We start from the raw sequence: 23,152 nt of genomic DNA, 5'->3' as shown, positions 1-23,152 counted from the left end.
CAGCACTCGGCGAACCGGCCGGGTGCACGAGCACGTGGGCAGCCGTGACGCGCGGCAGGACGAGGCAGGCCAATGACCGAGAACCCAGCATCCCCCGAGCAGGCGACCACCCCCGGCGACTCTCCCCGCCCCGCCGGCCCCAAGCCCGGGATGCCCAAGCCGGGCGGTCCGCGCCCGGGTCCCCGGCCCTCCGCCGCCCCCGCCCCGACCACGCCGGCCACGCCGCGCGCGGTCGCTCCCGCTGCCAGCGCCAGCCGCTTCGGCCGGGTGGACGACGACGGTGGGGTGTGGCTGCGCACCAAGGACGGCGAGCGACAGGTCGGGTCCTGGCAGGCCGGTGAGCCCGCCGAGGGCCTGGCCCACTTCGCCCGCCGCTTCGACGACCTCGCCACCGAGGTGGTGCTGCTGGAGAAGCGGCTGGAGGCCGGCACCGGCGACGCCAAGCACACCCAGCAGGCGGTGCGGGCACTGCTGGAGACCCTGCCCACCGCCGCGGTGGTCGGCGACGTCGAGAGCCTGCAGGCCCGCCTGGAGGCGCTGCTGACGGTCACCGACGAGAAGGCCGCCGCGGACCGCAGCCGCAAGGAGGCCGCCCGCGCCGCCCAGGCCGCGCGCAAGGAGGCCCTGGCCGCCGAGGCCGAGCAGATCGGGGCGGAGAGCACCCAGTGGAAGGCGAGCGGCGACCGGCTGCGCGCCATCCTCGAGGAGTGGAAGACCATCCGCGGGCTCGACCGCAAGTCCGACGACGCGCTGTGGAAGCGCTACTCCAAGGCCCGGGAGGCGTTCAACCGCCGGCGCGGCGCGCACTTCGCCGAGCTCGACCGCGACCGCGCGGGTGCCCGCTCCCGCAAGGAGGAGCTGGTGGTGGAGGCCGAGTCGCTGTCCGGCTCCACCGACTGGGGCCCCACCGCGGGCCGCTTCCGCGACCTGATGGCGGAGTGGAAGGGCACCGGCCGCGCTCCCCGCGAGGCCGAGGATGCGCTGTGGCAGCGGTTCAAGGCCGCGCAGGACGTGTTCTTCGCCGCCCGCAACGCCGCTGCGGCCGAGCGCGACGAGGAGTTCACCGCCAACGCGGTGGCCAAGGAAGAGCTGTTGGTCGCGGCGGAGCAGCTCGACCCGGCCACCGACCTGGAGGGGGCGCGCAACGCGCTGCGCTCGCTGCAGGAGCGCTGGGACGACATCGGCAAGGTGCCGCGCGACCGCATGCAGGAGCTCGAGGGCCGGATGCGCGCGGTGGAGCAGCGCGTGCGCGAGGCCACCGACAAGCAGTGGCAGCGCACCGACCCCGAGGCCCAGGCCCGGGCGGCGCAGTTCCACGAGCGGGCCACCCACCTGGAGGAGCAGGCCGCCAAGGCCCGTGCCGCGGGCAAGGTCAAGCGGGCCGAGGAGGCCGAGGCGCAGGCGGCGCAGTGGCGCGAGTGGGCGCAGACCGCGGAGCAGGCGCTCCAGTAACCAGCACGGAGCAGGCGCTCCAGTAACCGGCACGGAGCAGGCGCTCCAGCAACCAGCACCACAGCACGGGAGCCGGTCACCGCATCGCGGTGACCGGCTCCCGTGGTTCTGCCGACTAGTTGTTGGGGATGGGCCGTCCGTGGGTGAGCTCCACCCGGGTCCAGACGATGCGCAGCCACTGGAAGGTCAGCACCGCCACCGCGGCCCAGGCCAGGAACAGCCCCACGCCGGGTCCGCCACCGGTGCTGTCCACCGCCAGCGTCTGGCGGGACCACACCGCGAGCAGGCCCAGGAAGGACACGAAGCCGCTGCCCAGGGTGGCCACCCAGGCCAGCACCCAGCGCCGGGCCAGCAGCGCCGCGGCGGAGGCGATCACCACGAAGACCAGGCCGCCGGCGAACAGCCGCAGCGGCAGGATCACGCCCTCGGCCACCGCGGTGTCGTCGTGCACCAGCACGTCCCAGCCGGTGGCGGTGCCCGCCTGCGGCAGGATCATCGACAGGATCCCGGCGAGCACCGCGACCGCGATGACGATGCCGCGCAGGCCCGGCTCGATGGTGCCGGTCACCCGCCGCTCCACCGAGTCGACCTCGTCCCGGATGCCGAGCAGCTCCTCGTCGGTGAGCTCTCGGCGACGGTTGTCGTCCACACTTCCTCCAGAGATCAGCGCAGGGCAGCGCAGAAGATCAGCGCAGACCAGTGTCCTCGCCCGGTCAGACGCGTGCAGCCCTGGGTACCGGCAGGCCCAGCAGGACGCCGGGGGTCGCGGTGCCGGGGGTCTGCGGCGCCCGCGCGGCCGCGGCGTTGTCCCCGGCCCGGGTCCGCCGGTGCGACAACGGGTCACCGTCGGCCACCAGGTGGAACGGGGCGGCGTAGGTCACCACCGTCTCCACCACGTCGCCGGGGCGGATCTCGGCCCCACCGGTGGCGAAGTGCACGAGCCGACCGTCGCGGGCCCGGCCGCTGAGCCGGGCGGTGCTGGCGTCCTTGCGGCCCTCGCCCGAGGCCACCAGCAGCTCCACGCGAGTACCGATGAGGTCACGGTTGGCCTGCAGCGAGATCTCCTCCTGCAGCGCGGTCAGCCGGCCGTAGCGCTCGGTCACCACCTCCTTGGGCACCTGCTCGCCCATGGTGGCCGCCGGGGTCCCCGGACGCGGGGAGTACTGGAAGGTGAAGGCGCTGGCGAACCGGGAGCGGCGCACCACCTCCAGGGTGTCCTGGAAGTCCTGCTCGGTCTCGCCGGGGAAGCCCACGATGATGTCGGTGGTGATGGCCGCGTGCGGCATCAGCTCCCGCACCCGGTCGATGATGCCCAGGTAGCGCTCGCTGCGGTAGGAGCGGCGCATGGCCTTGAGGATGCGGTCGGAGCCGGACTGCAGCGGCATGTGCAGCTGCGGGCACACGTTCGGCGTCTCGGCCATCGCGTGGATGACGTCCTCGGTGAAGTCGCGGGGGTGCGGGGAGGTGAAGCGCACCCGCTCCAGGCCGTCGACTTGCCCGCAGGCCCGCAGCAGGTCGGCGAAGGCGCTGCGCTCGCCGAAGGACACCCCGTAGGCGTTGACGTTCTGCCCGAGCAGGGTGACCTCCAGCACCCCCTGCTCCACCAGGGCGCGCACCTCGGCGAGCACGTCGCCGGGACGGCGGTCCACCTCGGTGCCGCGCAGCGAGGGCACGATGCAGAAGGTGCAGGTGTTGTTGCAGCCCACCGAGATGGACACCCAGCCGGAGTAGGCGGAGTCCCGCTTGGCCGGCAGCGCGGACGGGAAGACGTCGAGGGACTCCAGGATCTCCACCTGGGCCTGCTCGTTGTGCCGAGCGCGCTCCAGCAGGGTGGGCAGCGAGCCGATGTTGTGGGTGCCGAACACCACGTCCACCCAGGGCGCGCGGTTGACGATGCCCTCGCGGTCCTTCTGGGCCAGGCAGCCGCCGACGGCGATCTGCATGCCCGGGTGCGCGGCCTTGGTGGAGGCGAGGTGGCCGAGGTTGCCGTAGAGCTTGTTGTCGGCGTTCTCCCGCACCGCGCACGTGTTGAGCACCACTACGTCAGCCTGCTCACCCGGGTCGGCGGCGGTGTAGCCGGCGGCCTCCAGCATCCCGGCGAGGCGCTCGGAGTCGTGCACGTTCATCTGGCAGCCGTAGGTGCGCACCTGGTAGCTGCGCCCCTCCCCCTGGGCCGGCATCGGTTGTGCCGCTGACGCTTCCATGGACAGCGCTGAGTGCGCGGCTGACCCGGCCGATCCTGTCACTGCGTGTTCCACACCGGCCAGGCTACGGCCCGCGGTGGCGTGCACCGCGCGGGCGGCGACCCCCTCGTGCTCGTGTGAACGTTGCATAACGCCTTACCTGACACAGCGGCGGTGGGCGACTCGGCGCCTCCCGCTGCGGTACCTTCCCCGCCATGACCAACGCGCACGCCACCCAGGACGCGTCCAGCGATCAGAGCGGCACCGCTGTGCCTCTCGGCAAGTCGTCGGACCAGCCCGCCCGCCGCGGGTCCACCGGGGCGCCGCTGGTGGTGATGAGCGAGGTCAACAAGCACTTCGGTGACCTGCACGTGCTCAAGGACGTCAACCTCACCGTGCACACCGGTGAGGTCGTGGTGGTGATCGGCCCGTCCGGTTCAGGCAAGTCCACCTTGTGCCGCACCATCAACCGGCTGGAGACCATCGACAGCGGCACCATCACCGTCGACGGCGTGCCGCTGCCCGACGAGGGCAAGGCGCTCGCCGCCCTGCGCTCCGACGTCGGCATGGTGTTCCAGTCGTTCAACCTCTTCGCCCACAAGACGGTCCTGGACAACGTCACGCTCGGGCCGATCAAGGTGCGCAAGCTGAGCAAGCAGAAGGCCAACGAGCGGGGCCGCGAGCTGCTCGCCCGGGTGGGCATCGCCGAGCAGGCCGACAAGATGCCCGCGCAGCTCTCCGGTGGTCAGCAGCAGCGAGTGGCCATCGCCCGGGCCCTGGCCATGGACCCCAAGGTGATCCTGTTCGACGAGCCGACCTCGGCGCTGGACCCGGAGATGATCAACGAGGTCCTCGACGTGATGACCTCGCTGGCCAGGGACGGGATGACGATGGTGGTGGTGACCCATGAGATGGGCTTCGCCCGTCGGGCCGCGGACCGCGTGCTGTTCATGGCCGACGGCCAGGTGGTGGAGGACGCCGCTCCCGACGTCTTCTTCGACTCCCCCAGCTCCGACCGCGCCAAGGACTTCCTGAGCAAGATCATCAGCCACTGACCGAAGGCCCAGCCGGCCTCCGCACCCCAGACCGCCCCCAGGACCCCTGGCGAGCGACACCCACCGCGAATCGCGGACGAGCAGAAACGGGAACACCATGCGACGTCGAGTGATCAAGGCAGCGGCAGGTGCCACGCTGCTCACCCTGGTGATGACTGCCTGCGGCAGCAGCAGCAGTGACGAGAGCGCGGCGCCGGTGGCCGACAAGCCCACCTTCGCCGAGGGCACCACCATGGCGAGCGTGGCCAGCTCGGGCAAGCTGCGGGTCGGCATCAAGTTCGACCAGCCCGGCTTCGGCAAGCAGGGGCTGTCGGGCAAGTACGAGGGCTTCGACGTGCAGATGGCGCAGATCGTCGCCGCCGGGCTGGGCCTGCAGCCCGACGCCATCGAGTTCACCGAGGCTCCGTCGGCCCGCCGCGAGGAGCTCATCGAGACCAAGAAGGTCGACATGGTGGTGGCCACGTACACCATCAACGACAAGCGCAAGGAGCGCGTCTCCTTCGCGGGCCCGTACTACGTCGCCGGCCAGCAGCTGATGGTGGACAAGGACGACACCACGATCACCGGCCCGGACTCGCTGAAGACCAACCCCGACGCCAAGGTTTGCTCGGTCACCGGCTCCACCCCTGGCGAGAACATCAAGAAGTACGTGGCCAACCCCAACCAGGTGGTCCTCTTCGACGTGTACTCCAAGTGCGCCGATGCTCTCCGCACCGGCCAGGTGCAGGCTGTCACCACCGACAACGTCATCCTGCTGGGCTTCGTCGCCGGCGCCAAGGACGACTTCAAGCTCACCGGTGAGCAGTTCACCCAGGAGCCCTACGGCATCGGCATCGCCAAGGGCGACGTCCCGTTCTGCCAGTTCATCCACGAGCAGCTGACCAAGGCCAAGGAGTCCGGCGCCTACGAGAAGGCGTGGAAGGACACCGCCGGCGAGGTCGAGGGCGCCCAGACCCCCGAGCTGCCCGCGCTGGCCGCCTGCAGCTAGCTGGTCGCCTCGGTGCGGGCCGCTCGCACGTGGCCCGCACCGAGGCTCTCCCCCTGCTCCTGATGACCAGCTCCGCACCGCCTGGAGGCACCCGCGCGTGAACGCGATCACCGACAACCTCGACCTGTACTGGTCGGGGCTGCAGAAGTCGTTCCTGATCTGCATGCTCGCCATGGTCGGCTCGTTGGTGCTCGGCACCGTGCTGGCGTCCTTCCGGGTCTCCCCGGTTCCCACGCTGCGCTGGTTCGGCACCGCCTACGTCACCATCTTCCGCAACACCCCGCTGACCGTGGTGCTGTTCTTCATCGCCTTCGGCATGCCCGAGCTGGGCGTGAACGCCAGCTACTTCACCTTCGGCCTCATCGGCCTGGTGCTCTACACCTCGGCGTTCGTCTGCGAGGCGGTGCGCAGCGGGGTGAACTCCGTGCCGCCGGGGCAGGCCGAGGCTGCCCGCTCCATCGGGCTGGGCTTCAGCCAGGTGCTGGCGCTGGTGGTGCTGCCCCAGGCGCTGCGCAGCGTGGTGCCTCCGCTGGGCAGCGTCATCATCGCGATGTTCAAGAACTCGGCCGTGGTCGGTGCCCTCGGCGTCGCCGGTGACCTGTGGAGCGTGGGCGCCAGCCTGACCAGCGCCCAGGGTTACGCGGCGCTGCCGGTGTTCGTCGGTGTCGCCATCGGCTACCTCATCATCACCATTCCCTCCGGCGTGCTGCTGCAGGTCCTCGAGCGCAAGGTGGCGATCGCCCGATGAGCAAGCTCCTGAGTCGTACCGCGCCCACTGGCAGCGCGGTCCTCTTCGACGTCCCCGGGCCCCGCACCCGGCGCCGCGTGCTGATCTTCAGCGTGCTGGCCGCCGTCGCCATCGCGGCGCTGCTGGCGCTGGCGGGGCTGCGGCTGGCCGACAACGGCCAGTTCGAGTCCGACAAGTGGGCCCCGCTGCTCGACCCCACCAACGCCGACTTCCCCGACGTGTGGAACTTGCTCGGCCAGGGCCTGGCCAACACCCTCAAGGCCGCCGCGCTGGCCATCGTGCTGTCGCTGGTGGTGGGCACCATCATCGGCGTGGCCCGGCTGTCAGCCGGCAAGGTCACCCGCATCCCGCTGATCGCGCTGGTGGAGCTGTTCCGTGGCCTGCCGGTGATCATCACTATCTACCTCACCTCCAAGCTGCTGCCCGAGATCGGCCTGGACGTGTCCTCCTGGCCCGGCGGTGAGCTGCTGTGGTTCCTGGTGATCGGCCTGACGGCCTACAACTCGGTGATCTTCGCCGAGATCATCCGCTCCGGCGTGGTGTCACTGCCCAAGGGCCAGCGCGAGGCGGCCGAGGCGATCGGGCTGACCAACGGCCAGACGCTGCGGCTGGTGCTGCTGCCCCAGGCGTTCCGGGTGATGCTGCCGGCGCTGATCAGCCAGGTGGTGGTGGTGCTCAAGGACACCTCGCTCATCGCGGTGCTGGGCGGCTACATCGAGCTGCTCAAGCAGGGCGGGCTGCTGATCCAGAACCTGAACAATCCGCTGCAGACCTACCTGGTCATCGGCGTCATGTTCATCCTCATCAACTACGCGCTGAGCAAGCTGGCCGAGCTGGTGCAGCGTCGGGTGTCCCGCACCACCAGCACCACCCCTGAGGCCGCACCCGCCGGCGCCGACGCCTGACCCTGGCTCAGCGGGCAGGCTGCCGGCATGGCAGACGGTGAGTGGTTCCAGCCCGGGGAGCTGTACGAGCACAGCGTGCGGCTGCTGGCGCGGGGACGGGCGGACGACCGTGCGCCAGACGCCCGTCCGGCGGGTCCTGACCGCCACTGGGTCGCCCTGGCCCTGACCACCGCCGGCGACCTGGCGGTCACGGTCTTCGTGACAGGTGGTGCCACCAGGGCGCTGCAGCGCCACGTCCAGGTGCTGCGGCGAGCCGACCCACAGTGGGTGCCGCTGGCCGCGCACCACGCGGCCGCCTCCGCCGACACGCTGGCCGAGCGCCCCCCGACCGACGTGCTGGGCGGCCCCGTGGTGGTGGTCGAGTCGGGCGCCGTGGCCGCGGGAAGAGGGCGGCGGGTGCGGTGGGCGCTGCTCCGGGCCCGCCGCGGGAAGAGGGCGGCGGGTGCGGTGGGCGCTGCTCCGGGCCGCGCGCGAGGTGCGCACCGTGGTGGTCGACGACCGGGCGGTGCCGGTGCCGTGGCACGGGCACCTGGTGCTCGGCTGGCGCGGACGGCGGCACCCGAAGGTCCTGGTGCCCACCGGGAGCACCACCGCCGAGCTCGCGGTGGTGCGGCTACAGCTGGGTGGCCTCGGACGCTCCACCGGCAGGTAGTGGGTGGTGGTCGCTCAGCGCCGCGCCGGGGCATCGTCGTGGCGCGGTGCGCCGGGCGCGTCGGCGGACGACTGGGTGGCGGTTGGCTCCACGGCTGCAGCCAGCTGGCCAGTGGTGGGAACCGCCCGCACCCAGGCCCGGGTGAGGGCCGCGGCAGCGATGATCAGCAGCGGTCCCAGCAGCCAGCCGGCGAGCACGTCGGCCACCCAGTGGAAGTCACGCACCACCAACGACATCCCGACCAGCGCCGGCACTCCCACGGCTAGCGCCCACGCCGACCGTCGCCAGCGCGGGGCGAGCAGGCACGCGACGACGCCGTAGACCACGGTGGCGGTAGTGGTGTGCCCGGAGGGCCAGAGCACGCCCGTCTCCCCGTCGAGGCCGGGGCGCCCGACCAGGTGCTTGAGCGAGAGCACGGCCACCACCAGCAGCAACGATGCGCTGCCCGCGAAGATCATCGGCACCCAGTACTGGCGTCGCCCGCAGAGCACGGCGACTCCGAGCAGCAGCAGGAAGATGGCCACCGGTGGGTCGCCCAGGTGGGTGATGACCTGCGCCAGCTCAGCCCACGGGGTGTTCTGCCGGGTGGCGAAGTGGCGCTGCACCGCCTCGTCCAGGGTGATGATCGGGCCACCCCACACCACCTGGACCCACAGGACCAGCAGACCCAGCACCAGGACCGGCGGCACCCACCGCGGGACCCTGACGTCGGGGAGCTTGTTGGTGTTGGTCGTCGGTTGCCCCATGGGCAAAAGCCTACGGACTGTCCTCGGTGTACTCGTCCGTGGCTGCGCCTGCCGCGGTGAGCTCGTCGGAGACCACCCGGAACGCCAGCCCCTGGCTGTACCCGCGGCGGGCGAGCATGCCCACCAGCTTGCGGGTGGCCGCAGCGGTGTCGTCCACCGTGAGCGTGCGCAGCCGCTTGCGCACCAGCTCGCGCGCCCGCAGCTCCTCGGACTCCTCGTCGACGTGGCTCAGTGCCTCCGCGGCGACGGAGTCCGCCACACCCTTGAGCCGCAGCTCGGCGGCCAGCGCACGCTTGCCCTTGCCGGAGTACTCGTGCCGCGACTGCACCCAGGTGCGGGCGAACGCCTGGTCGTCGATCAGCTCGACCTCGGTGAGCTTGTCCAGCACCGGTGCGATGTGGTCGTCCTCGAAGCCCTTGCGACGCAGCCGCTGCTCGAGCTCGGCGCGGCTGCGCTGCCGGACGGTGAGCAGCTGTAGGCACGCCTCGCGGACGTCCTCCTCAGTGCTCACCGTGCTCAGAAGTCGACCGGCGCGGGGGCGACCTCGTCGGTGACCACGGCGCCGATGCCGAGCTTCTCCTTGACCCTCTTCTCGATGTCGTTGCCGACGTCGGGGTTCTCCAGCAGGAACTTGCGGGCGTTCTCCTTGCCCTGACCCAGCTGGTCACCCTCGTAGGTGTACCAAGCACCCGACTTGCGGACGATGCCGTGCTCGACGCCCATGTCGACGAGCGAACCCTCCCGGCTGATGCCGTGGCCGTAGAGGATGTCGAACTCCGCCTGCTTGAAGGGCGGGGCCACCTTGTTCTTGACCACCTTGACGCGGGTGCGGTTGCCCACGGCGTCGGTGCCGTCCTTCAGGGTCTCGATGCGCCGGATGTCCATGCGGACCGAGGCGTAGAACTTGAGCGCCTTGCCACCGGTGGTGGTCTCCGGCGAGCCGAACATGACGCCGATCTTCTCGCGCAGCTGGTTGATGAAGATCACCGTGGTGCCGGAGTTGCTCATCGCGCCGGTCATCTTGCGCAGGGCCTGGCTCATCAGCCGGGCCTGCAGGCCGACGTGGCTGTCCCCCATCTCGCCCTCGATCTCGGCGCGGGGCACCAGGGCCGCCACGGAGTCGATGACCAGGATGTCCAGCGCACCGGAGCGGATCAGCATGTCCGCGATCTCCAGGGCCTGCTCCCCGGTGTCGGGCTGGGAGACCAGCAGCGCGTCGGTGTCCACGCCCAGCTTCTGCGCGTAGTCGGGGTCGAGCGCGTGCTCGGCGTCGACGAAGGCGGCGATGCCGCCGGCCTTCTGCGCCTGGGCCACGGCGTGCAGGGCGACGGTGGTCTTGCCGGAGGACTCCGGGCCGTAGATCTCGATGACCCGGCCACGGGGCAGGCCGCCGATGCCGAGCGCGACGTCCAGCGCGAGGGAGCCGGTGGGGATGACGGCGATGGGCACGCGGGCCTCGTCACCGAGACGCATCACCGAGCCCTTGCCGAAGTTCTTGTCGATCTGCGCCAGGGCCAGGTCGAGCGCCTTGTTGCGGTCGGGTGCTTGAGCCATCGGGGTCTCCTCGTTGGTGCTCTGTTCGGGTCGGCGTGAACGGTAGGACCGGGCACCGACGGTTTTGGTGGATCGTCCGCGGCTGTGGACGAGCCCCGTCGCTGGGGACAACCTCAACCGAACGTGCCCCAGCGTAGACGAACAGGTGTTCGAGTGTGGTACCTGGTTTTCGACACGCCGGACGAGGCGCGTCGGGAGGGAGCTACGGGTGCTCGACCCCGGCAGCAGCCTGCGCACCCGCCGGCGCCTGCGCCGCGCGGTGCTGTGCTGGCACTGGCTGACCTGCGGCACCGGGACCTCCGTGCTCGGCGCGGGCCAGGGTGTGCAGCGCCGTCGTCGCCGCCACGCCCATCACCAGGATGGAGATCGCCATCGGCACGGCGGTGTCCGGCCCGGCGATGCCGACCAGCGGAGACACGGCCGCGCCCACGGTGAACTGCAGCGCCCCCATCACCGCGGAGCCGGTCCCGGCTGCCCGCGGCACCTGGGCCTGCGCCAGGGCGGTGGCGTTGCCGAAGATGAAGCCGATGCTGGCGGTGACGCAGAACATCGCCCCCAGCAGCGCCCACTGCGCCGACCCACCCACGGTCACCACGGCCAGCAGCAGCACCCCGGCCGCGGTCAGCGCGGTGACGCCACCGGTGAGCAGCCGCCGCGGCGACACCCTGCCGATCAGCCGGGTGTTGATGATGTTGGCCCCCACCAGGCCGGCGGCGTTGCAGGCGAACACCACCGAGAACATGCCCGGCGACAGTCCGAGCAGGTCCTGCACCACGAACGTGGACTGCGAGATGTAGGAGAACAAGGCCCCGAAGCCGCTGGCGAACACCAGCGTGTAGCCCAGGAAGCGGCGGTTGGTGAGCACGTAGCGGGCGTTGCGGCCGAGGGCGGCAAACCCGGCGCCGTGCCGGCGGTCGGCGGGCAGGGTCTCCGGCACCAGGAGCAGCACGCCGACCAGCATCACCACCGCCAGCCCGGTCAGCACCCAGAACACCCCGCGCCACCCGATCGGCCCGATCAGCGCACCCCCCGCCAGCGGGGCCATCACCGGGGCGACGCCGCCGATGATCATCATGACGCTGAACAGCTTGGCCGCCGCGGTGCCGCTGGCCCGGTCGGCGATCACCGCGCGGGCCAGCACGATGCCCGCCGCGCCGGAGAAGCCCTGCAGGAAGCGGGTGGCTACCAGCACCTCCACCGTGGGTGCCGTGGCGCAGAGCACCCCGGCCACCGCGCAGAGGGCGGTACCGCCGATGAGCAGCCGCCGTCGGCCGATGCCGTCGGAGAGCGGGCCGATCACCAGCTGCCCGATGGCCAGACCCGCGAGGAACGTGGTGATGGTCAGCTGCACGCTGCTGGCGGTCGCCCCGAGGTCGTCGGAGACCTCCGGCAGCCCGGGCAGGTACATGTCCGTGGCCAGCGGCGCCACCGCGGACAACAGCGCCAGCACGCACAGCATGGGAACGGAGATGGCCCGCTCCCGGGCGTTCTTCTTCGGCACGCACGCTCCTCGAGATCCCGGTCAGCTGACCGCAGCACCCTACGGGCCGCCACGGTCTCCGAGATCACCAGCGCTCGGGCGGGACGTCCATCTCCGCGCACAGCGCGCGCCACACCTCACGGGGATCCGTCCCCGCCTCGATGGCCTGGTCAGCGGTGCGGCCACCGAGGGCGCCCAGGACGTGGTCGGCCACCAGCATGTCGCCGCGCTGCGGCCCGAACTCCAGGGCGACCAGCTCGCGGAACTCTGTCAGTCGCATCCGGTCACCGTAGAAGTCGACAGCCGCCCGGCGCATCCCGGGCTCAGCGGCCGCACGCCCGCGGCATCCCGGCAGACGGTGACGGCGTCGGCGCGCACCGCGTCGAGGCTGCGGGCGGCCCGCTGCGCGGCGGCGGCGTGGGCGGGCTCGGCCAGCACCTGCTGCACGACGGCAGCCAGGCGCTCGGGCGTCAGCGGGCGGACGATGACGGCGCTGCCCTGCCTGGCCGCCCGGTTGGCCAGCTCCCACTGGTCGCCCCCACCGGGCACCAGCACCGCGGGCACGCCCGCGGCCAGCGCCTTGGCCAGCATGCCGTGCCCGCCGCCGATCACCGCCACGCTCGCCGCGGCCAGCAGGGTGTCCTGCCGGCCAGTGCCCACGCTCGCCCAGCCGGGCACCTCCAGCGTCGGGTCCGGGTCCAGCACCGTGGCCACCACGCGCACTCCGCTCAGCCCGGCCAGCGCCGCCTCGAGCACGCCCAGGGTGCCGCCCTCGGCGGTGGACGGGGAGAGGAACACCAGCGGGTCGGACCCCGGCGGCAGCGCCAGCTCAGCCTCCTGCGGGTCCCACTGCAGCGGGCCCACCACGTGGGTGCGCTCCGGCCAGTCGGGCCGGGGCACCTCCAGCGCAGGCAGCGTGGCCACCAGCCGCGCCGTCGGACCGGGATCGCGCACGGGCAGGCCCACCGAGGCCCGGGCCGCGGCACGCTGGCGCCGGCCCTTCCGGGTGGAGCGGGCGGCCATCGCCCGCAGCAGGGCGTCGCGCGCCCGGCCGCCGACGCCGGTGCCCACCGCCAGCCCGCTGCCCACCGGCGGCAGCCCACGCGAGGGCAGGTAGAGCGGGTGCGGGCAGAGCTCCACCCACGGCAGTCCGAGACGTTCCGCGGCCAGCCCGCCCGCCGCGGTGAGCACGTCACCCACCACCAGGTCCGGGCGCAGCGCGTGCAGCTCGGGCACCAGCACGGTGGACATGTACGCCGCCCGGCCGTGCATCCGCTGGCCGGGATCGGCGTCGTCGTCGCCGGGGCGGGGCGCCAGGCCGGGCAGGCGCCGCCACGGCACGCCGGCGCGGGCGGCGGCGTCCTGCCAGCGGGGGCTGGTGAACAGCACCGGCTCGTCCCCGGCGGCCTGCAGGCGCAGGCACAGCGCCATGGCCGGGAACGCGTGCCCCGGGTCGGGGCCGGCCACCACCGCTACGCGCACGGGGCTGAGTGTGTCAGGCGGGGGTGGGTGGGGCCGCCGTCGGTCAGCGCTGCCCGCCGTTGACGTGCAGCGTCTGCCCGCTCACGTAGCCGGCCTCCTCGCTGGCGAAGAACGCCACCACGGCGGCGATGTCGTCCGGTGTCCCCACGCGGCGCACCGGGATCTGCTCGGCGGCCAGCTTCTGGTGCTCCTCGGGGTCCATGCCCAGCCGCCGCGCGGTGGCCGCGGTCATGTCGGTGGCGATGTAGCCCGGGGCCACCGCGTTGACGGTGATCCCGAAGGGGCCGAGCTCGAGAGCGGCGGTGGCGGTGAAGGCGATGACCCCGGCCTTGGCCGAGGCGTAGTTGGCCTGGCCTCGGTTGCCCAGCGCCGAGCGGCTGGACAGGTTCACGATGCGGCCGTAGCGCTGCTCCACCAGGTGGCGCTGGGCGGCCTTGGTGAGCAGGAAGGTGCCGCGCAGGTGCACCGCCAGCACCAGGTCGAAGTCCTCCACGCTCATCTTGAACAGCATGTTGTCGCGAGTGATGCCGGCGTTGTTCACCACGATGTCCAGCCCGCCCAGCTCGCGGACCACCTGGCCGACGGCGGCGTTGACGCCCTCCTCGGAGGTGACGTCGGCGCCGATGCCCACCGCCGTGCCGCCGGCGAGGGTGATGGCCTCCGCCGAGGAGCTGGCGGCGTCGGCGTTGAGGTCGAGCACCCCCACTGCGGCCCCCTCCGACGCCAGGCGGGCGGCGATGCCAGCTCCGATGCCCTGACCCGCGCCGCTCACGATCGCCACTCGTCCGTCGAACCGTCCCATTGCTGCCCCAGCCCCTCTGCGTGTCCAGTCGCCTTGCGCTGCGGCCAACCTAACACCGTTAGGTGGTCGGCGGAAGGTGCGCTCCCGGACCATGGAGAAGGTGACCACCAGCTCCGACGTCGTCCGGTTGCGCGCCACCGCGTGGCACGAGAACGCCTGGTACACGGCGCTGCACTCGGTGTGGCGCTTCCCGCGGCGGCACCGCACCGTGCTGCGCCAGGCCGTCGGCGCGGTGCTCACCTACGGCATCGTGGCGGCGATCTTCTGGGCCATCGTCACCGAGCTGTCCGCGGAGGCCGACAACAGCGCGAGCCTCGACCTGATCCAGGCCTGGCACGTGGTGGCGCTGGTGAGTCTGGGGCTGGTGCTCCTGCTGTCCAACGCCCCTGCCCTGATGATCGCCCTGCCCGGGCAGACCCTGCGCCAGGCCGTCATCGCCAACACCGCGGGCACGGCGGTGTCCAACACCCTGCCCGAGGGCGGTGCGGTGGCCACCGGCCTCACCTTCGCCATGACGCGCTCCTGGGGCTTCCGGCTGGCCGAGATCGCCCGCAGCGTGCTGGTAATGGACGTGGGGAACAGCCTGGTCCGCTACACCCTCGGGGGCATCGCGCTCGCGGTGCTCGCCACCCAGCCCGGCTCGCCGCAGGTGTTTGCCGTCGTGGCTGCGGCGGTCCTCGTGGTCGTCGCACTGGCCGTGGTGGTGCTGGCGCAGGTGCTGCGCAGCGAGTCCTTCGCCCGCCGGGTCGGATCGCTGGTGGGCACGGTCGTCAACGCCGTGCTCCGCCGGCTGCACCGGCAGCAGCACCCGGACCTGCCCGGTCGCGTCGCCGAGCTGCGGGTCGGCTCCGCCGAGCTGGTGCGGCAGCGGTGGCTCGCCCTCACCGTCGCCATCGCCTCCGTCCAGCTGATCAACTGCCTGGCCCTGGGTGCCGCCCTGCACCTGCAGGGGGTGGTGGAGGTGTCCTGGGCGCGCGTCGTGGTCGCCTACGCCGGCACCGCCCTCATCTCGTTGCTGATGCCCAGCCCTGGCGGCCTCGGGGTGGCCGAGGGGTCGCTGCTGACGATCCTGGGCAACGGCTTCGGCACCGTCTCCTCGACGCCGGAGCTGGTGTCGGCGGTGCTGCTCTACCGGATGGCGACCTGGTTGCTGCCCACGGTCGTCGGCCTGTTCACCTACCTCTACTGGCGGCGCACCCAGCACGCGCGCGGCCGCCGGTCCACGCAGGTCAGCCAACCTGCCGCCGAAGGCTGACGGACCCCCGCGCCATGATGGGTGCGTGACCAACCCGGTAAACGACGCGAGGGCCGCCCTGCAGGGCTTCTCCCCGGCCACCCGCGCCTGGTTCACCGGCGCCTTCGACGCACCGACCGACGCGCAGGCCGGCGCCTGGGCCGCCGCCCAGGCCGGCCAGCACGCCCTGGTGGTCGCGCCCACCGGATCCGGCAAGACCCTCGCCGCGTTCCTGTGGGCGCTGGACCGGCTGGCCGCCGAGCCGCCGCCGGAGGAGCCCAGGCTGCGCTGCCGGGTGCTCTACGTGTCACCGCTGAAGGCGCTGGCGGTGGACGTGCAGCGCAACCTGCGCTCCCCGCTCACCGGCATCCGCCAGGAGGCCCAGCGGCTCGGGCTACCGGTGCCCGACCTCACCGTCGGAACCCGCAGCGGCGACACCCCCGCCAGCGAGCGGCGCACGTTCAACCGCACCCCGCCGGACATCCTGGTGACCACCCCGGAGTCGCTGTTCCTGCTGCTCACCTCCGCGGCGCGGGACTCGCTGCGCGGGGTGCAGACGGTGATCATCGACGAGGTGCACTCGGTGGCCGCCACCAAGCGCGGCGCCCACCTCGCCCTGTCCCTGGAGCGCCTGGACGAGCTGCTGGAGACCCCGGCTCAGCGGATCGGCCTCTCCGCGACGGTGCGCCCGGTGGAGGAGGTCGCAGCCTTCCTCGGCGGCGGCCGGCCGGTGCAGGTGGTGCAGCCGCGCACGCCCAAGACCGTGGAGGTGCGCGTCGAGGTGCCGGTGGAGGACCTCGCCAACCTCGGTGAGCTCACCGGGGAGGTGGAGGGGTCGGCGGCCGGGACGGAGCGGCGCACCTCCATCTGGCCGGCGGTGGAGGCCCGGGTGCTCGAGCTGGTGCAGGCACACCGCTCCACCATCGTCTTCTGCAACTCCCGGCGGCTGGCCGAGCGGCTGACGTCCAAGCTCAACGAGCTGGCCGCCGAGCAGCTGGAGGTCACCGACGCGGTCGCCGCGGCGCTGCTGGGCGACGAGGCGCCCGCCCCGGCCCAGCACTTTCCCGCCGAGGCCCCGGGGGCCTCCGGCACCACCGACGGGGCACCGGTGGTGATCGCCCGGGCCCACCACGGCTCCATGTCGCGGGAGCAGCGCACCCTGGTGGAGGAAGACCTCAAGGCCGGACGGCTGCCCTGCGTGGTGGCCACCTCCTCGCTGGAGCTGGGCATCGACATGGGCGCGGTCGACCTGGTGGTCCAGGTGGAGGCACCGCCCAGCGTGGCCTCGGGCCTGCAGCGGGTCGGTCGCGCCGGGCACCAGGTGGGTGCGGTGTCCTCCGGCGTCATGTTCCCCAAGTTCCGCGGCGACCTGGTCTCCTGCGCGGTGGTGGCCGAGCGGATGGCGGCCGGGCAGATCGAGGCGATCAGCTACCCGCGCAACCCCCTGGACGTGCTGGCGCAGCAGGTGGTGGCCATGGTGGCGCTGGAGCCGTGGACGGTGGCCGGGCTGGCCGCCGTGGTGCGCCGGGCGGCACCCTTCGCCGCGCTGCCCGACTCGGCGCTGCAGGCCGTGCTGGACATGCTCTCCGGGCGCTACCCCAGCGAGCAGTTCGGCGAGCTGCGGGCCCGCATCACCTGGGACCGGGTGACCGACGAGCTGCGCGGACGCCCCGGCGCCCAGCGCCTGGCCGTCACCTCCGGCGGCACCATCCCCGACCGCGGGTTGTTCACCGTGATGACGCCGGGCGGCGCGGAGGGCGAGTCGGGCACCCGGGTGGGCGAGCTGGACGAGGAGATGGTCTACGAGTCGCGGGTGGGTGACACCTTCCTGCTCGGCTCCACCGCGTGGCGGGTGCAGGACATCACCCACGACCGGGTGATCGCCGTGCCCGCCCCCGGCCAGCCGGCCCGGATGCCGTTCTGGCGCGGGGAGTCCATCGGCCGCCCGCTGGAGCTGGGCCGGGCCCTGGGCGCGTTCGTCCGGGAGATCGTGGCCGCCGACGCCGAGCCCGCCCGTGCCCGCGCCCGCCAGGCCGGCCTGGACGAGTGGGCCGTGGACAACCTGCTGGCCTACCTGGCGGAGCAGCGGGAGTCCACCGGCGGGGTGCCCGACGACCGCACCATCGTGCTGGAGCGCTTCCGCGACGAGCTGGGCGACTGGCAGGTGGCGGTGCACTCCCCGTTCGGCGCGCAGGTCAACGGGCCGTGGGCGCTGGCCGTGGCAGCCCGGCTGCGGGAGCGGCGCGGGGTGGATGCCCGGGTGGCCAGCGCCGACGACGGCATCGTGCTGCGCCTGCCGGAGGCCTTCGACGACTCCGGCGGGGACCTGCTCGTCACCGCCGAGGACGTGCTGCTCGACCCGGACGAGGTGGAGCAGCTGGTGATCGCCGAGGTGGGCTCCTCCGCGCTGTTCGCCGCCCGGTTCCGCGAGTGCGCGGCCCGGTCGCTGCTGCTGCCGCGGCGCAACCCCGGCCGCCGCAGCCCGCTGTGGCAGCAGCGCCAGCGCTCCGCCCAGCTGCTGGAGGTGGCCAGCGCCTACGAGTCGTTCCCGGTGGTGCTGGAGGCGATGCGCGAGTGCGTGCAGGACGTCTACGACCTGGCCGGGCTGCGCGAGCTGATGGCCGACGTCGCCGCCCGGAAGGTGCGCGTCCTGGAGGTCACCACCCCGGCGCCGTCGCCGTTCGCCCGCAGCCTGCTGTTCGGCTACGTGGGCACCTTCCTCTACGAGCTGGACGCGCCGCTGGCCGAGCGCCGGGCCGCCGCGCTCAGCCTGGACTCCACCCTGCTCGGCGAGCTGCTCGGCTCGGAGTCGGTGCGCGAGCTGCTCGACCCCGAGGCACTGGCCGAGATCGAGGCGCAGCTGCAGCGCACCGACCCCGACCGCCACGCCCGCGACGTGGAGGGCGCCGCGGACCTGCTGCGCTTCGTCGGCGACCTGTCGGTGGCCGACGGGCTGGCGCGCGGGGTGGCGCCGCAGTGGCTGGAGCAGCTGGAGCAGGACCGGCGGGCGCTGCTGGTGCGCATCGCCGGCGAGCAGCGCTACATCGCCATCGAGGACGCCGGGCGGTACCGGGACGCGCTCGGCACCGCGCTGCCGGTGGGGGTGCCCGAGGTGTTCACCGAGCCCACCCCCGACCCGCTGGCCGAGCTGACCGCCCGCTACGCCCGCACCCACGGCCCGTTCGCCCCGGCCACCCTGGCGCAGCGCTACGGCCTGGGCACCGCCGTCGTCGTCGGGGTGCTCGACCGCCTCACCGGCACCGGGCGGCTGGTGCGGGGCGAGCTGCGCCCGGACGGCGCGGGTACGGAGTACTGCGACGCCGAGGTGCTGCGCCGCATCCGCCGCACCTCGCTGGCCCGGCTGCGCGCGGAGGTGGAGCCGGTGGAGCCGGCGGCGCTGGGCCGCTTCCTGCCGCTGTGGCACGGCATCGGCGCAGCCCCGCGGCGCCGGGCGCCCACCGCCGACGACCTGCTGGGCGTGGTGGAGCAGCTCGCCGGGGCGCCGCTGCCCGCCAGCGCGCTGGAGTCACTGATCCTGCCGGCCCGGCTGTCCGGCTACTCCCCCGCCCTGCTGGACGAGCTCACCGCCTCTGGCGAGGTCACCTGGACCGGCTGCGGCAGCCTGCCCGGCGGCGACGGCTGGATCGCCCTGGCGCCCACCGACGTGGCCGACCTGCTGCTGCCCGAGGTGGACGAGCAGGCACCCGACTCACCGCTGCACCGCCACCTGCTGCAGGCACTCGACGGCGGGGCCCTGTTCTTCCGGCAGCTCACCGACCGGGTGGGGGCCGCGCTGGTCGAGGCCGGTGAGCCGCTGCCGGTGGACAGCGAGGTGGTCACCGCGCTGTGGGACCTGGTGTGGGCCGGGCTGGTCACCAACGACACCCTCGCCCCGGTGCGCGCGCAGGTGGGCGCCGGCGGCACCCACAAGGCGCGGCGCTCCGCCCCGCGCAGCCGCTACGCCCGGATGCGCGCGGGACGGCCGGCCATGCCCTCGCGCACCGGTCCCCCGACGGTGGCCGGTCGCTGGTCGGCAGCGGTGCCGCGGGAGGCGGATCCCACCCGGCGTGCGCACGCCCGAGCCGAGGCCTACCTGGAGCGCCACGGCGTGCTCACTCGCGGTTCGGTGGACACCGAGCGCATCACCGGCGGCTTCTCCGGGGTCTACAAGGTGCTGCGGGCCATGGAGGACTCCGGGCGGTGCCGGCGCGGCTACGTGGTGGAGGGACTGGGCGGGGCGCAGTTCGCGGTGCCCGGCGCCATCGACCGGCTGCGCTCGGTGGCCTCCGCCGACCGTGACGCCCGCGCCGAGCCCACCGTCACCCTGCTGGCCGCCACCGACCCGGCCCAGCCGTGGGGGGCGGCGCTGGAGTGGCCCCCGGCCGTGCTCGCCGAGCAGACGCCCGACCCCCGCGCACCCGGAGACGGTGCCGCCGCGCGCAACCGGCACCGCCCCGGCCGCAAGGCGGGCGCGCTGGTGGTGTTGGTGGACGGAGTGCCGGCGCTGTACCTGGAGCGAGGCGGCAAGTCGCTGCTCAGCTTCACCGCCGATGCCGCCACCCTGGACCGGGCCGCTCGTGAGCTCGCCGCTGCCGTGCACGACGGTCGGCTGCGCTCGGTGGCGGTGGAGCGCACCGACGGGGTGGACGCACTGGGCTCGGCGCTGGGCACGGTGCTGGGCAACGCCGGCTTCCACGCCACCCCGCGGGGCATGCGCCTGCGAGCCTGAGCGCGGCCGATACCGGCGACTACCGGATGCTGCGCTGGTTGTTGCCCTTGATGGCGGCGTAGGCCGCGGTGCCGACGAACAGCAGCCCGCCGATGACGGCGAGCCAGAACAGCCCCTTCACGATCGCACCGATCAGTGTCACCGCCAGCCAGACGATGATCAGGACCCCGAGAATCTTCCAGATCATGCCGTTGTCCTCACCTCGACGAAGCCCGCCGCCATGACGGGTGTGTTGAGCGTCAGCCTCTCATCATGGGCGGCGATGTCCCAAGCGTCGAGGCTTGCCACCGCAAAGTTCTCGCCGGGCACCGACAAATCTTCGGTTGCGCACGGCAAAACCTGGGAAAATGACTCTTCCCAAAGCGTCCGAGCCGTGAGTAAGGTTAGGGATACCTAAACTTCGGTGGAAGGACCTCCACGCCCATGTTCGTCTGCATCTGCCACGCGGTCACTGAGACCGACGTCGAGCTGGTCATCGAGAACGGGGCGAGCACCGAGGAAGAGGTCGGGGAGCGCTGCTACGCGGGGACTGGTTGTGGCAGCTGCCTCGATCGCATCTGCGACCTCATCGATGCTGGGACCCGGCGTGAAAGAATGCTGCTGAAGCTGGCGGGCTGACGCCCCCGAGCCTCGCTACCGGCAGGTCGCCGGCACGCATGTGCGATGTCCCAGTGGAGGCGTAGATGAAGGGTGACCCCAAGGTCATCGAGTTCCTCAACAAGCAGCTGACGGGGGAGCTCACCGCGATCAACCAGTACTTCCTGCACGCCAAGATGCAGGACTCGCGTGGCTGGTCGAAGCTCGCGGAGTACACCCGCGCCGAGTCGATCGACGAGATGAAGCACGCCGAGGTGCTCACCGACCGCATCCTGATGCTGGACGGTCTCCCCAACTACCAGCGCCTGGAGCCCCTGCGCATCGGCCAGAACATCACCGAGATGTTCGAGTCCGACCTGCAGGTGGAGGTGGACGCCGTCACGGTGCTCCGCGAGGGCATCGAGTACATGCGCTCCGTCAACGACACCACGTCGGCGCGCCTGTTCGAGACCATCCTCGAGGACGAGGAGGGCCACGTGGACTACCTGGAGACCCAGCTCGACCTCATCAAGACCCTGGGTGAGCAGCTCTACCTGGCCAAGCAGGTGGCGCCGGTCTCCGAGGCCTGAGCTTCGCCAACCGGGCCTGCAGGCCGACCCCGGCGCTAGGCGCTCCCGATCACGATGGCGGGGCGCGCGCCGGGGTCGAGCCATCTCAGCAGGTTCACCAGGTCGTCCCGGTGCACCGCCACGCAGCCCGCCGTGGGCTGGCCGTTGCTGACGTGCAGGAAGAAGGCCGAGCCCGCTCCGCGCACCCGGGCGGCGTTGTAGCCGATGGCCACGGCGTAGTCGTAGACCGCCCCCGCCCCGAAGAGGTTCTCCGATGCTCCCCCGGGGCTGTTCTGCTGCACCACGTGGGTGTTGTAGGTGGGGCTGTTGACGTTGGAGTCCCACCAGTCCCACCACCCGGTGGTGAAGTAGGGCAGTCGAGTGCCGGGGTTGGCCTGCCGGCCGAACGCCTGGGTCAGCGGGTACGCACCCTCCGGGGTGAGGTTGGTGTACTCCGAGGCCTGGCCGATGCCGTTGGGCCCGATGTTCGCCGGCACAGGGCCGTACACCTGCGTCCACCCCGTCGGCGTGCGGTTCCAGGCGGTGACGGTCGCGGTGCTCGCGCCGCGCCAAGGCGCCACCACGGTGATCACCTGGTCGGCGTTGCCCTGGTAGGGCAGCGGCAGCGTGGCCGGCGGCGGCGGGAACAGCCACGCCCACACCTGTTGGAACAGCCCCACCAGGAAGCTCCACACGGTGGCCCAGTCGAAGCCCGCCGCCTGGGCACGCACCGGGGCCGCGGCTGCGGTCGGGGCGCTGACGGCCGTCCGGGTCACCGGCGCGAGCGGAACGGCCGCCGCCACCGGTGCCACGCTCACGCTGACCGGCACCGGCGTCGCGGCCGCTGCCACCGCCTGGCCGCCGCCCACGCCGGTGAGCGCGATACCCAGCAGGACGCTCACCGCCACCGCCCGTGTCCCGAGCGACCGTCTCATCGCGCCTCGTCTCCGTCTGAGCACGGGGCGTTGCGGGGCCTCAACGCACCGAGAGAGCCGGAAAAAGGGCGATGAGGGACCTGACCGCCCCGTAGCAGGGGGCGCGTGCACCCCCCGAACACTGTGGACACACCGTAGAGCACGGGGTGGCAGGGCCCGGCCGCTTCAGCAAAGCCACGCGTGCGGCGGCCACGGCACCGGGTGCGATCATTGGGGACGTGCCTGAGGGAGACACCGTGTGGCTGGCTGGCCGCCGGATGCGTGCCGCGCTGGTGGGCGAGCAGCTGGTGCGCGGCGAGCTGCGCCACCCCCAGCTGTCCACTGTGGATCTCACCGGTCGCACGGTGACCGCGGTGGAGTCGGTGGGCAAGCACCTGCTCATCCGCCTTGACGACGGACGCACCCTGCACACGCACTTCCTGATGGACGGCTCGTGGCACCTGTACTCCCCCGGCCGTCGCTGGCAGGGCCCGGACCACCAGGTGCGCGCGGTGCTGGCGACACCGACCAAGGTGGCGGTGGGCTTCCGGCTGTACCAGATGGCGCTGGTGCCCACCGCCGAGGAGGACCGGCTGGTCGGCCACCTGGGCCCCGACCTGCTCGGTGAGCACTGGGACGCCGCTCAGGAGGAGGAAGCCGTCGCCCGGCTCAGCGCCGAACCTGGCCGCGAGCTGGGGCAGGCGCTGCTGGACCAGCGGGTGCTCGCCGGCGTGGGCAACCTCTACAAGGCCGAGGTGTGCTTCCTGCTGGGCGTCTCACCGTGGAGCCCGGTGTCCGCCGTTGACCCGGTGCGCTGCGTGCGGCTGTGCCGGGACCTGTTGCTGCGCAACGCCAACCGCCCTCAGCAGTCCACCACCGGCCTGCTCGGCCGCGACCGTGAGCACTGGGTGTTCGAGCGCACCGGGCTGCCGTGTCGCCGCTGCGGCACCACGGTGGGCCTGGCCAACCAGGGCGAGCCTCCCCGGCAGCGCCTGACCTACGTGTGCCCCACCTGCCAGCCGGGCCCGCACCCCCCGCTGGCCACCCGGCCCGCCCGAGCCAAGCGCGTGCAGAAGGCCTGAG

At 72.7% G+C, this 23,152-nt stretch carries 23 protein-coding genes; 11 read left to right on the top strand and 12 right to left on the bottom strand.

All coding sequences use genetic code 11. From position 1 onward, the window contains the following. Positions 1-72 precede the first annotated feature (72 nt). Positions 73-1,452: a DUF349 domain-containing protein gene (locus AC3YNX_RS09885; RefSeq protein WP_127782425.1), complete on the top strand. Its 1,380-nt coding sequence runs from the start codon at positions 73-75 to the stop codon at positions 1,450-1,452. A 115-nt stretch (positions 1,453-1,567) separates the two neighbouring features. Here AC3YNX_RS09885 and AC3YNX_RS09880 read toward each other — a convergent pair whose 3' ends face one another. Together AC3YNX_RS09880 and miaB are read right to left on the bottom strand one after the other, a co-directional pair. Further along, positions 1,568-2,101, bottom strand: coding sequence for an Rv2732c family membrane protein (locus AC3YNX_RS09880; protein ID WP_127782424.1), 534 nt, complete (start codon positions 2,099-2,101; stop codon positions 1,568-1,570). Positions 2,102-2,165: 64 nt separating this feature from the next. Continuing rightward, positions 2,166-3,632, bottom strand: a complete 1,467-nt coding sequence (gene miaB / locus AC3YNX_RS09875; RefSeq protein ID WP_489995349.1) for a tRNA (N6-isopentenyl adenosine(37)-C2)-methylthiotransferase MiaB — start codon at positions 3,630-3,632, stop codon at positions 2,166-2,168. 338 nt (positions 3,633-3,970) lie between these two features. On the opposite strand from miaB, the gene AC3YNX_RS09870 reads away from it, so the two are divergent. From AC3YNX_RS09870 to AC3YNX_RS09850, 5 genes are all read left to right on the top strand, one after another. Continuing rightward, complete coding sequence (locus AC3YNX_RS09870) at positions 3,971-4,690, top strand: amino acid ABC transporter ATP-binding protein (RefSeq protein ID WP_164860699.1); 720 nt, start codon at positions 3,971-3,973, stop codon at positions 4,688-4,690. A gap of 97 nt (positions 4,691-4,787) precedes the next feature. Further along, positions 4,788-5,678: a glutamate ABC transporter substrate-binding protein gene (locus tag AC3YNX_RS09865; RefSeq protein ID WP_127782421.1), complete on the top strand. Its 891-nt coding sequence runs from the start codon at positions 4,788-4,790 to the stop codon at positions 5,676-5,678. A 97-nt stretch (positions 5,679-5,775) separates the two neighbouring features. After that, positions 5,776-6,426 carry an amino acid ABC transporter permease gene (locus AC3YNX_RS09860; protein ID WP_127782420.1) on the top strand — a complete coding sequence of 217 codons (651 nt, stop codon included), beginning with the start codon at positions 5,776-5,778 and terminating at the stop codon, positions 6,424-6,426. Beyond that, a complete protein-coding gene (locus AC3YNX_RS09855) occupies positions 6,423-7,331 on the top strand; it encodes an amino acid ABC transporter permease (protein WP_489995348.1) in 909 nt (302 codons plus the stop codon). Before AC3YNX_RS09860 ends, AC3YNX_RS09855 begins: the two co-directional genes overlap by 4 nt. Positions 7,332-7,773: 442 nt before the next feature. Further along, a complete protein-coding gene (locus AC3YNX_RS09850) occupies positions 7,774-7,983 on the top strand; it encodes a hypothetical protein (protein ID WP_489995347.1) in 210 nt (69 codons plus the stop codon). Between the two features lie 14 nt (positions 7,984-7,997). Here the strand turns inward: AC3YNX_RS09850 and AC3YNX_RS09845 are convergent, their stop codons facing one another. The 7 genes from AC3YNX_RS09845 to fabG form a co-directional block, all read right to left on the bottom strand. After that, entirely contained in the window at positions 7,998-8,729 is a 732-nt protein-coding gene (locus tag AC3YNX_RS09845) for a phosphatase PAP2 family protein (RefSeq protein ID WP_489995346.1), read from the bottom strand. Positions 8,730-8,739: 10 nt separating this feature from the next. Beyond that, the gene (locus AC3YNX_RS09840; RefSeq protein WP_489995345.1) at positions 8,740-9,240 is read right to left on the bottom strand and encodes a regulatory protein RecX; all 501 of its coding nucleotides are present in this window, start codon (positions 9,238-9,240) and stop codon (positions 8,740-8,742) included. A 5-nt stretch (positions 9,241-9,245) separates the two neighbouring features. After that, positions 9,246-10,283, bottom strand: coding sequence for a recombinase RecA (gene recA, locus AC3YNX_RS09835; protein ID WP_127782415.1), 1,038 nt, complete (start codon positions 10,281-10,283; stop codon positions 9,246-9,248). 202 nt (positions 10,284-10,485) lie between these two features. Beyond that, the gene (locus tag AC3YNX_RS09830; RefSeq protein WP_489995508.1) at positions 10,486-11,742 is read right to left on the bottom strand and encodes a multidrug effflux MFS transporter; all 1,257 of its coding nucleotides are present in this window, start codon (positions 11,740-11,742) and stop codon (positions 10,486-10,488) included. Between the two features lie 106 nt (positions 11,743-11,848). Continuing rightward, a complete protein-coding gene (locus tag AC3YNX_RS09825) occupies positions 11,849-12,043 on the bottom strand; it encodes a DUF3046 domain-containing protein (RefSeq protein ID WP_127782414.1) in 195 nt (64 codons plus the stop codon). Then, complete coding sequence (locus AC3YNX_RS09820; RefSeq protein ID WP_489995344.1) at positions 12,034-13,245, bottom strand: glycosyltransferase; 1,212 nt, start codon at positions 13,243-13,245, stop codon at positions 12,034-12,036. The genes AC3YNX_RS09825 and AC3YNX_RS09820 overlap by 10 nt, the downstream gene beginning before the upstream one ends. Before the next feature lie 43 nt (positions 13,246-13,288). Then, the gene (gene fabG, locus AC3YNX_RS09815) at positions 13,289-14,047 is read right to left on the bottom strand and encodes a 3-oxoacyl-ACP reductase FabG (protein ID WP_489995343.1); all 759 of its coding nucleotides are present in this window, start codon (positions 14,045-14,047) and stop codon (positions 13,289-13,291) included. Positions 14,048-14,138: 91 nt separating this feature from the next. Between fabG and AC3YNX_RS09810 the strand changes: the two genes are divergently transcribed. Continuing rightward, positions 14,139-15,302, top strand: coding sequence for a lysylphosphatidylglycerol synthase transmembrane domain-containing protein (locus tag AC3YNX_RS09810; protein WP_489995342.1), 1,164 nt, complete (start codon positions 14,139-14,141; stop codon positions 15,300-15,302). Between the two features lie 25 nt (positions 15,303-15,327). Beyond that, positions 15,328-20,010 carry an ATP-dependent helicase gene (locus AC3YNX_RS09805; RefSeq protein ID WP_489995341.1) on the top strand — a complete coding sequence of 1,561 codons (4,683 nt, stop codon included), beginning with the start codon at positions 15,328-15,330 and terminating at the stop codon, positions 20,008-20,010. Positions 20,011-20,029: 19 nt separating this feature from the next. Here the strand turns inward: AC3YNX_RS09805 and AC3YNX_RS09800 are convergent, their stop codons facing one another. Together AC3YNX_RS09800 and AC3YNX_RS09795 are read right to left on the bottom strand one after the other, a co-directional pair. After that, positions 20,030-20,197, bottom strand: a complete 168-nt coding sequence (locus tag AC3YNX_RS09800; protein WP_489995340.1) for a hypothetical protein — start codon at positions 20,195-20,197, stop codon at positions 20,030-20,032. Beyond that, entirely contained in the window at positions 20,194-20,319 is a 126-nt protein-coding gene (locus tag AC3YNX_RS09795; protein WP_489995339.1) for a hypothetical protein, read from the bottom strand. Before AC3YNX_RS09795 ends, AC3YNX_RS09800 begins: the two co-directional genes overlap by 4 nt. A 114-nt stretch (positions 20,320-20,433) precedes the next feature. Between AC3YNX_RS09795 and AC3YNX_RS09790 the strand changes: the two genes are divergently transcribed. Further along, positions 20,434-20,628 (top strand): (2Fe-2S)-binding protein, encoded by a 195-nt coding sequence (locus tag AC3YNX_RS09790; protein ID WP_127782409.1) that lies wholly within the window; start codon positions 20,434-20,436, stop codon positions 20,626-20,628. A gap of 65 nt (positions 20,629-20,693) precedes the next feature. Further along, positions 20,694-21,176, top strand: coding sequence for a bacterioferritin (gene bfr, locus AC3YNX_RS09785; protein WP_127782408.1), 483 nt, complete (start codon positions 20,694-20,696; stop codon positions 21,174-21,176). 35 nt (positions 21,177-21,211) lie between these two features. Here the strand turns inward: bfr and AC3YNX_RS09780 are convergent, their stop codons facing one another. Further along, the gene (locus AC3YNX_RS09780; RefSeq protein ID WP_489995338.1) at positions 21,212-22,090 is read right to left on the bottom strand and encodes a L,D-transpeptidase family protein; all 879 of its coding nucleotides are present in this window, start codon (positions 22,088-22,090) and stop codon (positions 21,212-21,214) included. Positions 22,091-22,308: 218 nt separating this feature from the next. Here AC3YNX_RS09780 and AC3YNX_RS09775 point away from each other — a divergent pair, with 218 nt between their 5' ends. After that, on the top strand, positions 22,309-23,151 hold the full coding sequence (locus tag AC3YNX_RS09775) for a DNA-formamidopyrimidine glycosylase family protein (protein ID WP_489995337.1): 843 nt from the start codon (positions 22,309-22,311) through the stop codon (positions 23,149-23,151). The last annotated feature ends 1 nt before the right edge of the window (position 23,152 follow it).

The organism is Rhodococcus sp. Z13_19A (assembly GCF_058133575.1).
Note: the sequence above shows the minus strand (reverse complement) of the source record. Positions and strands in the feature narration are given on the sequence as shown.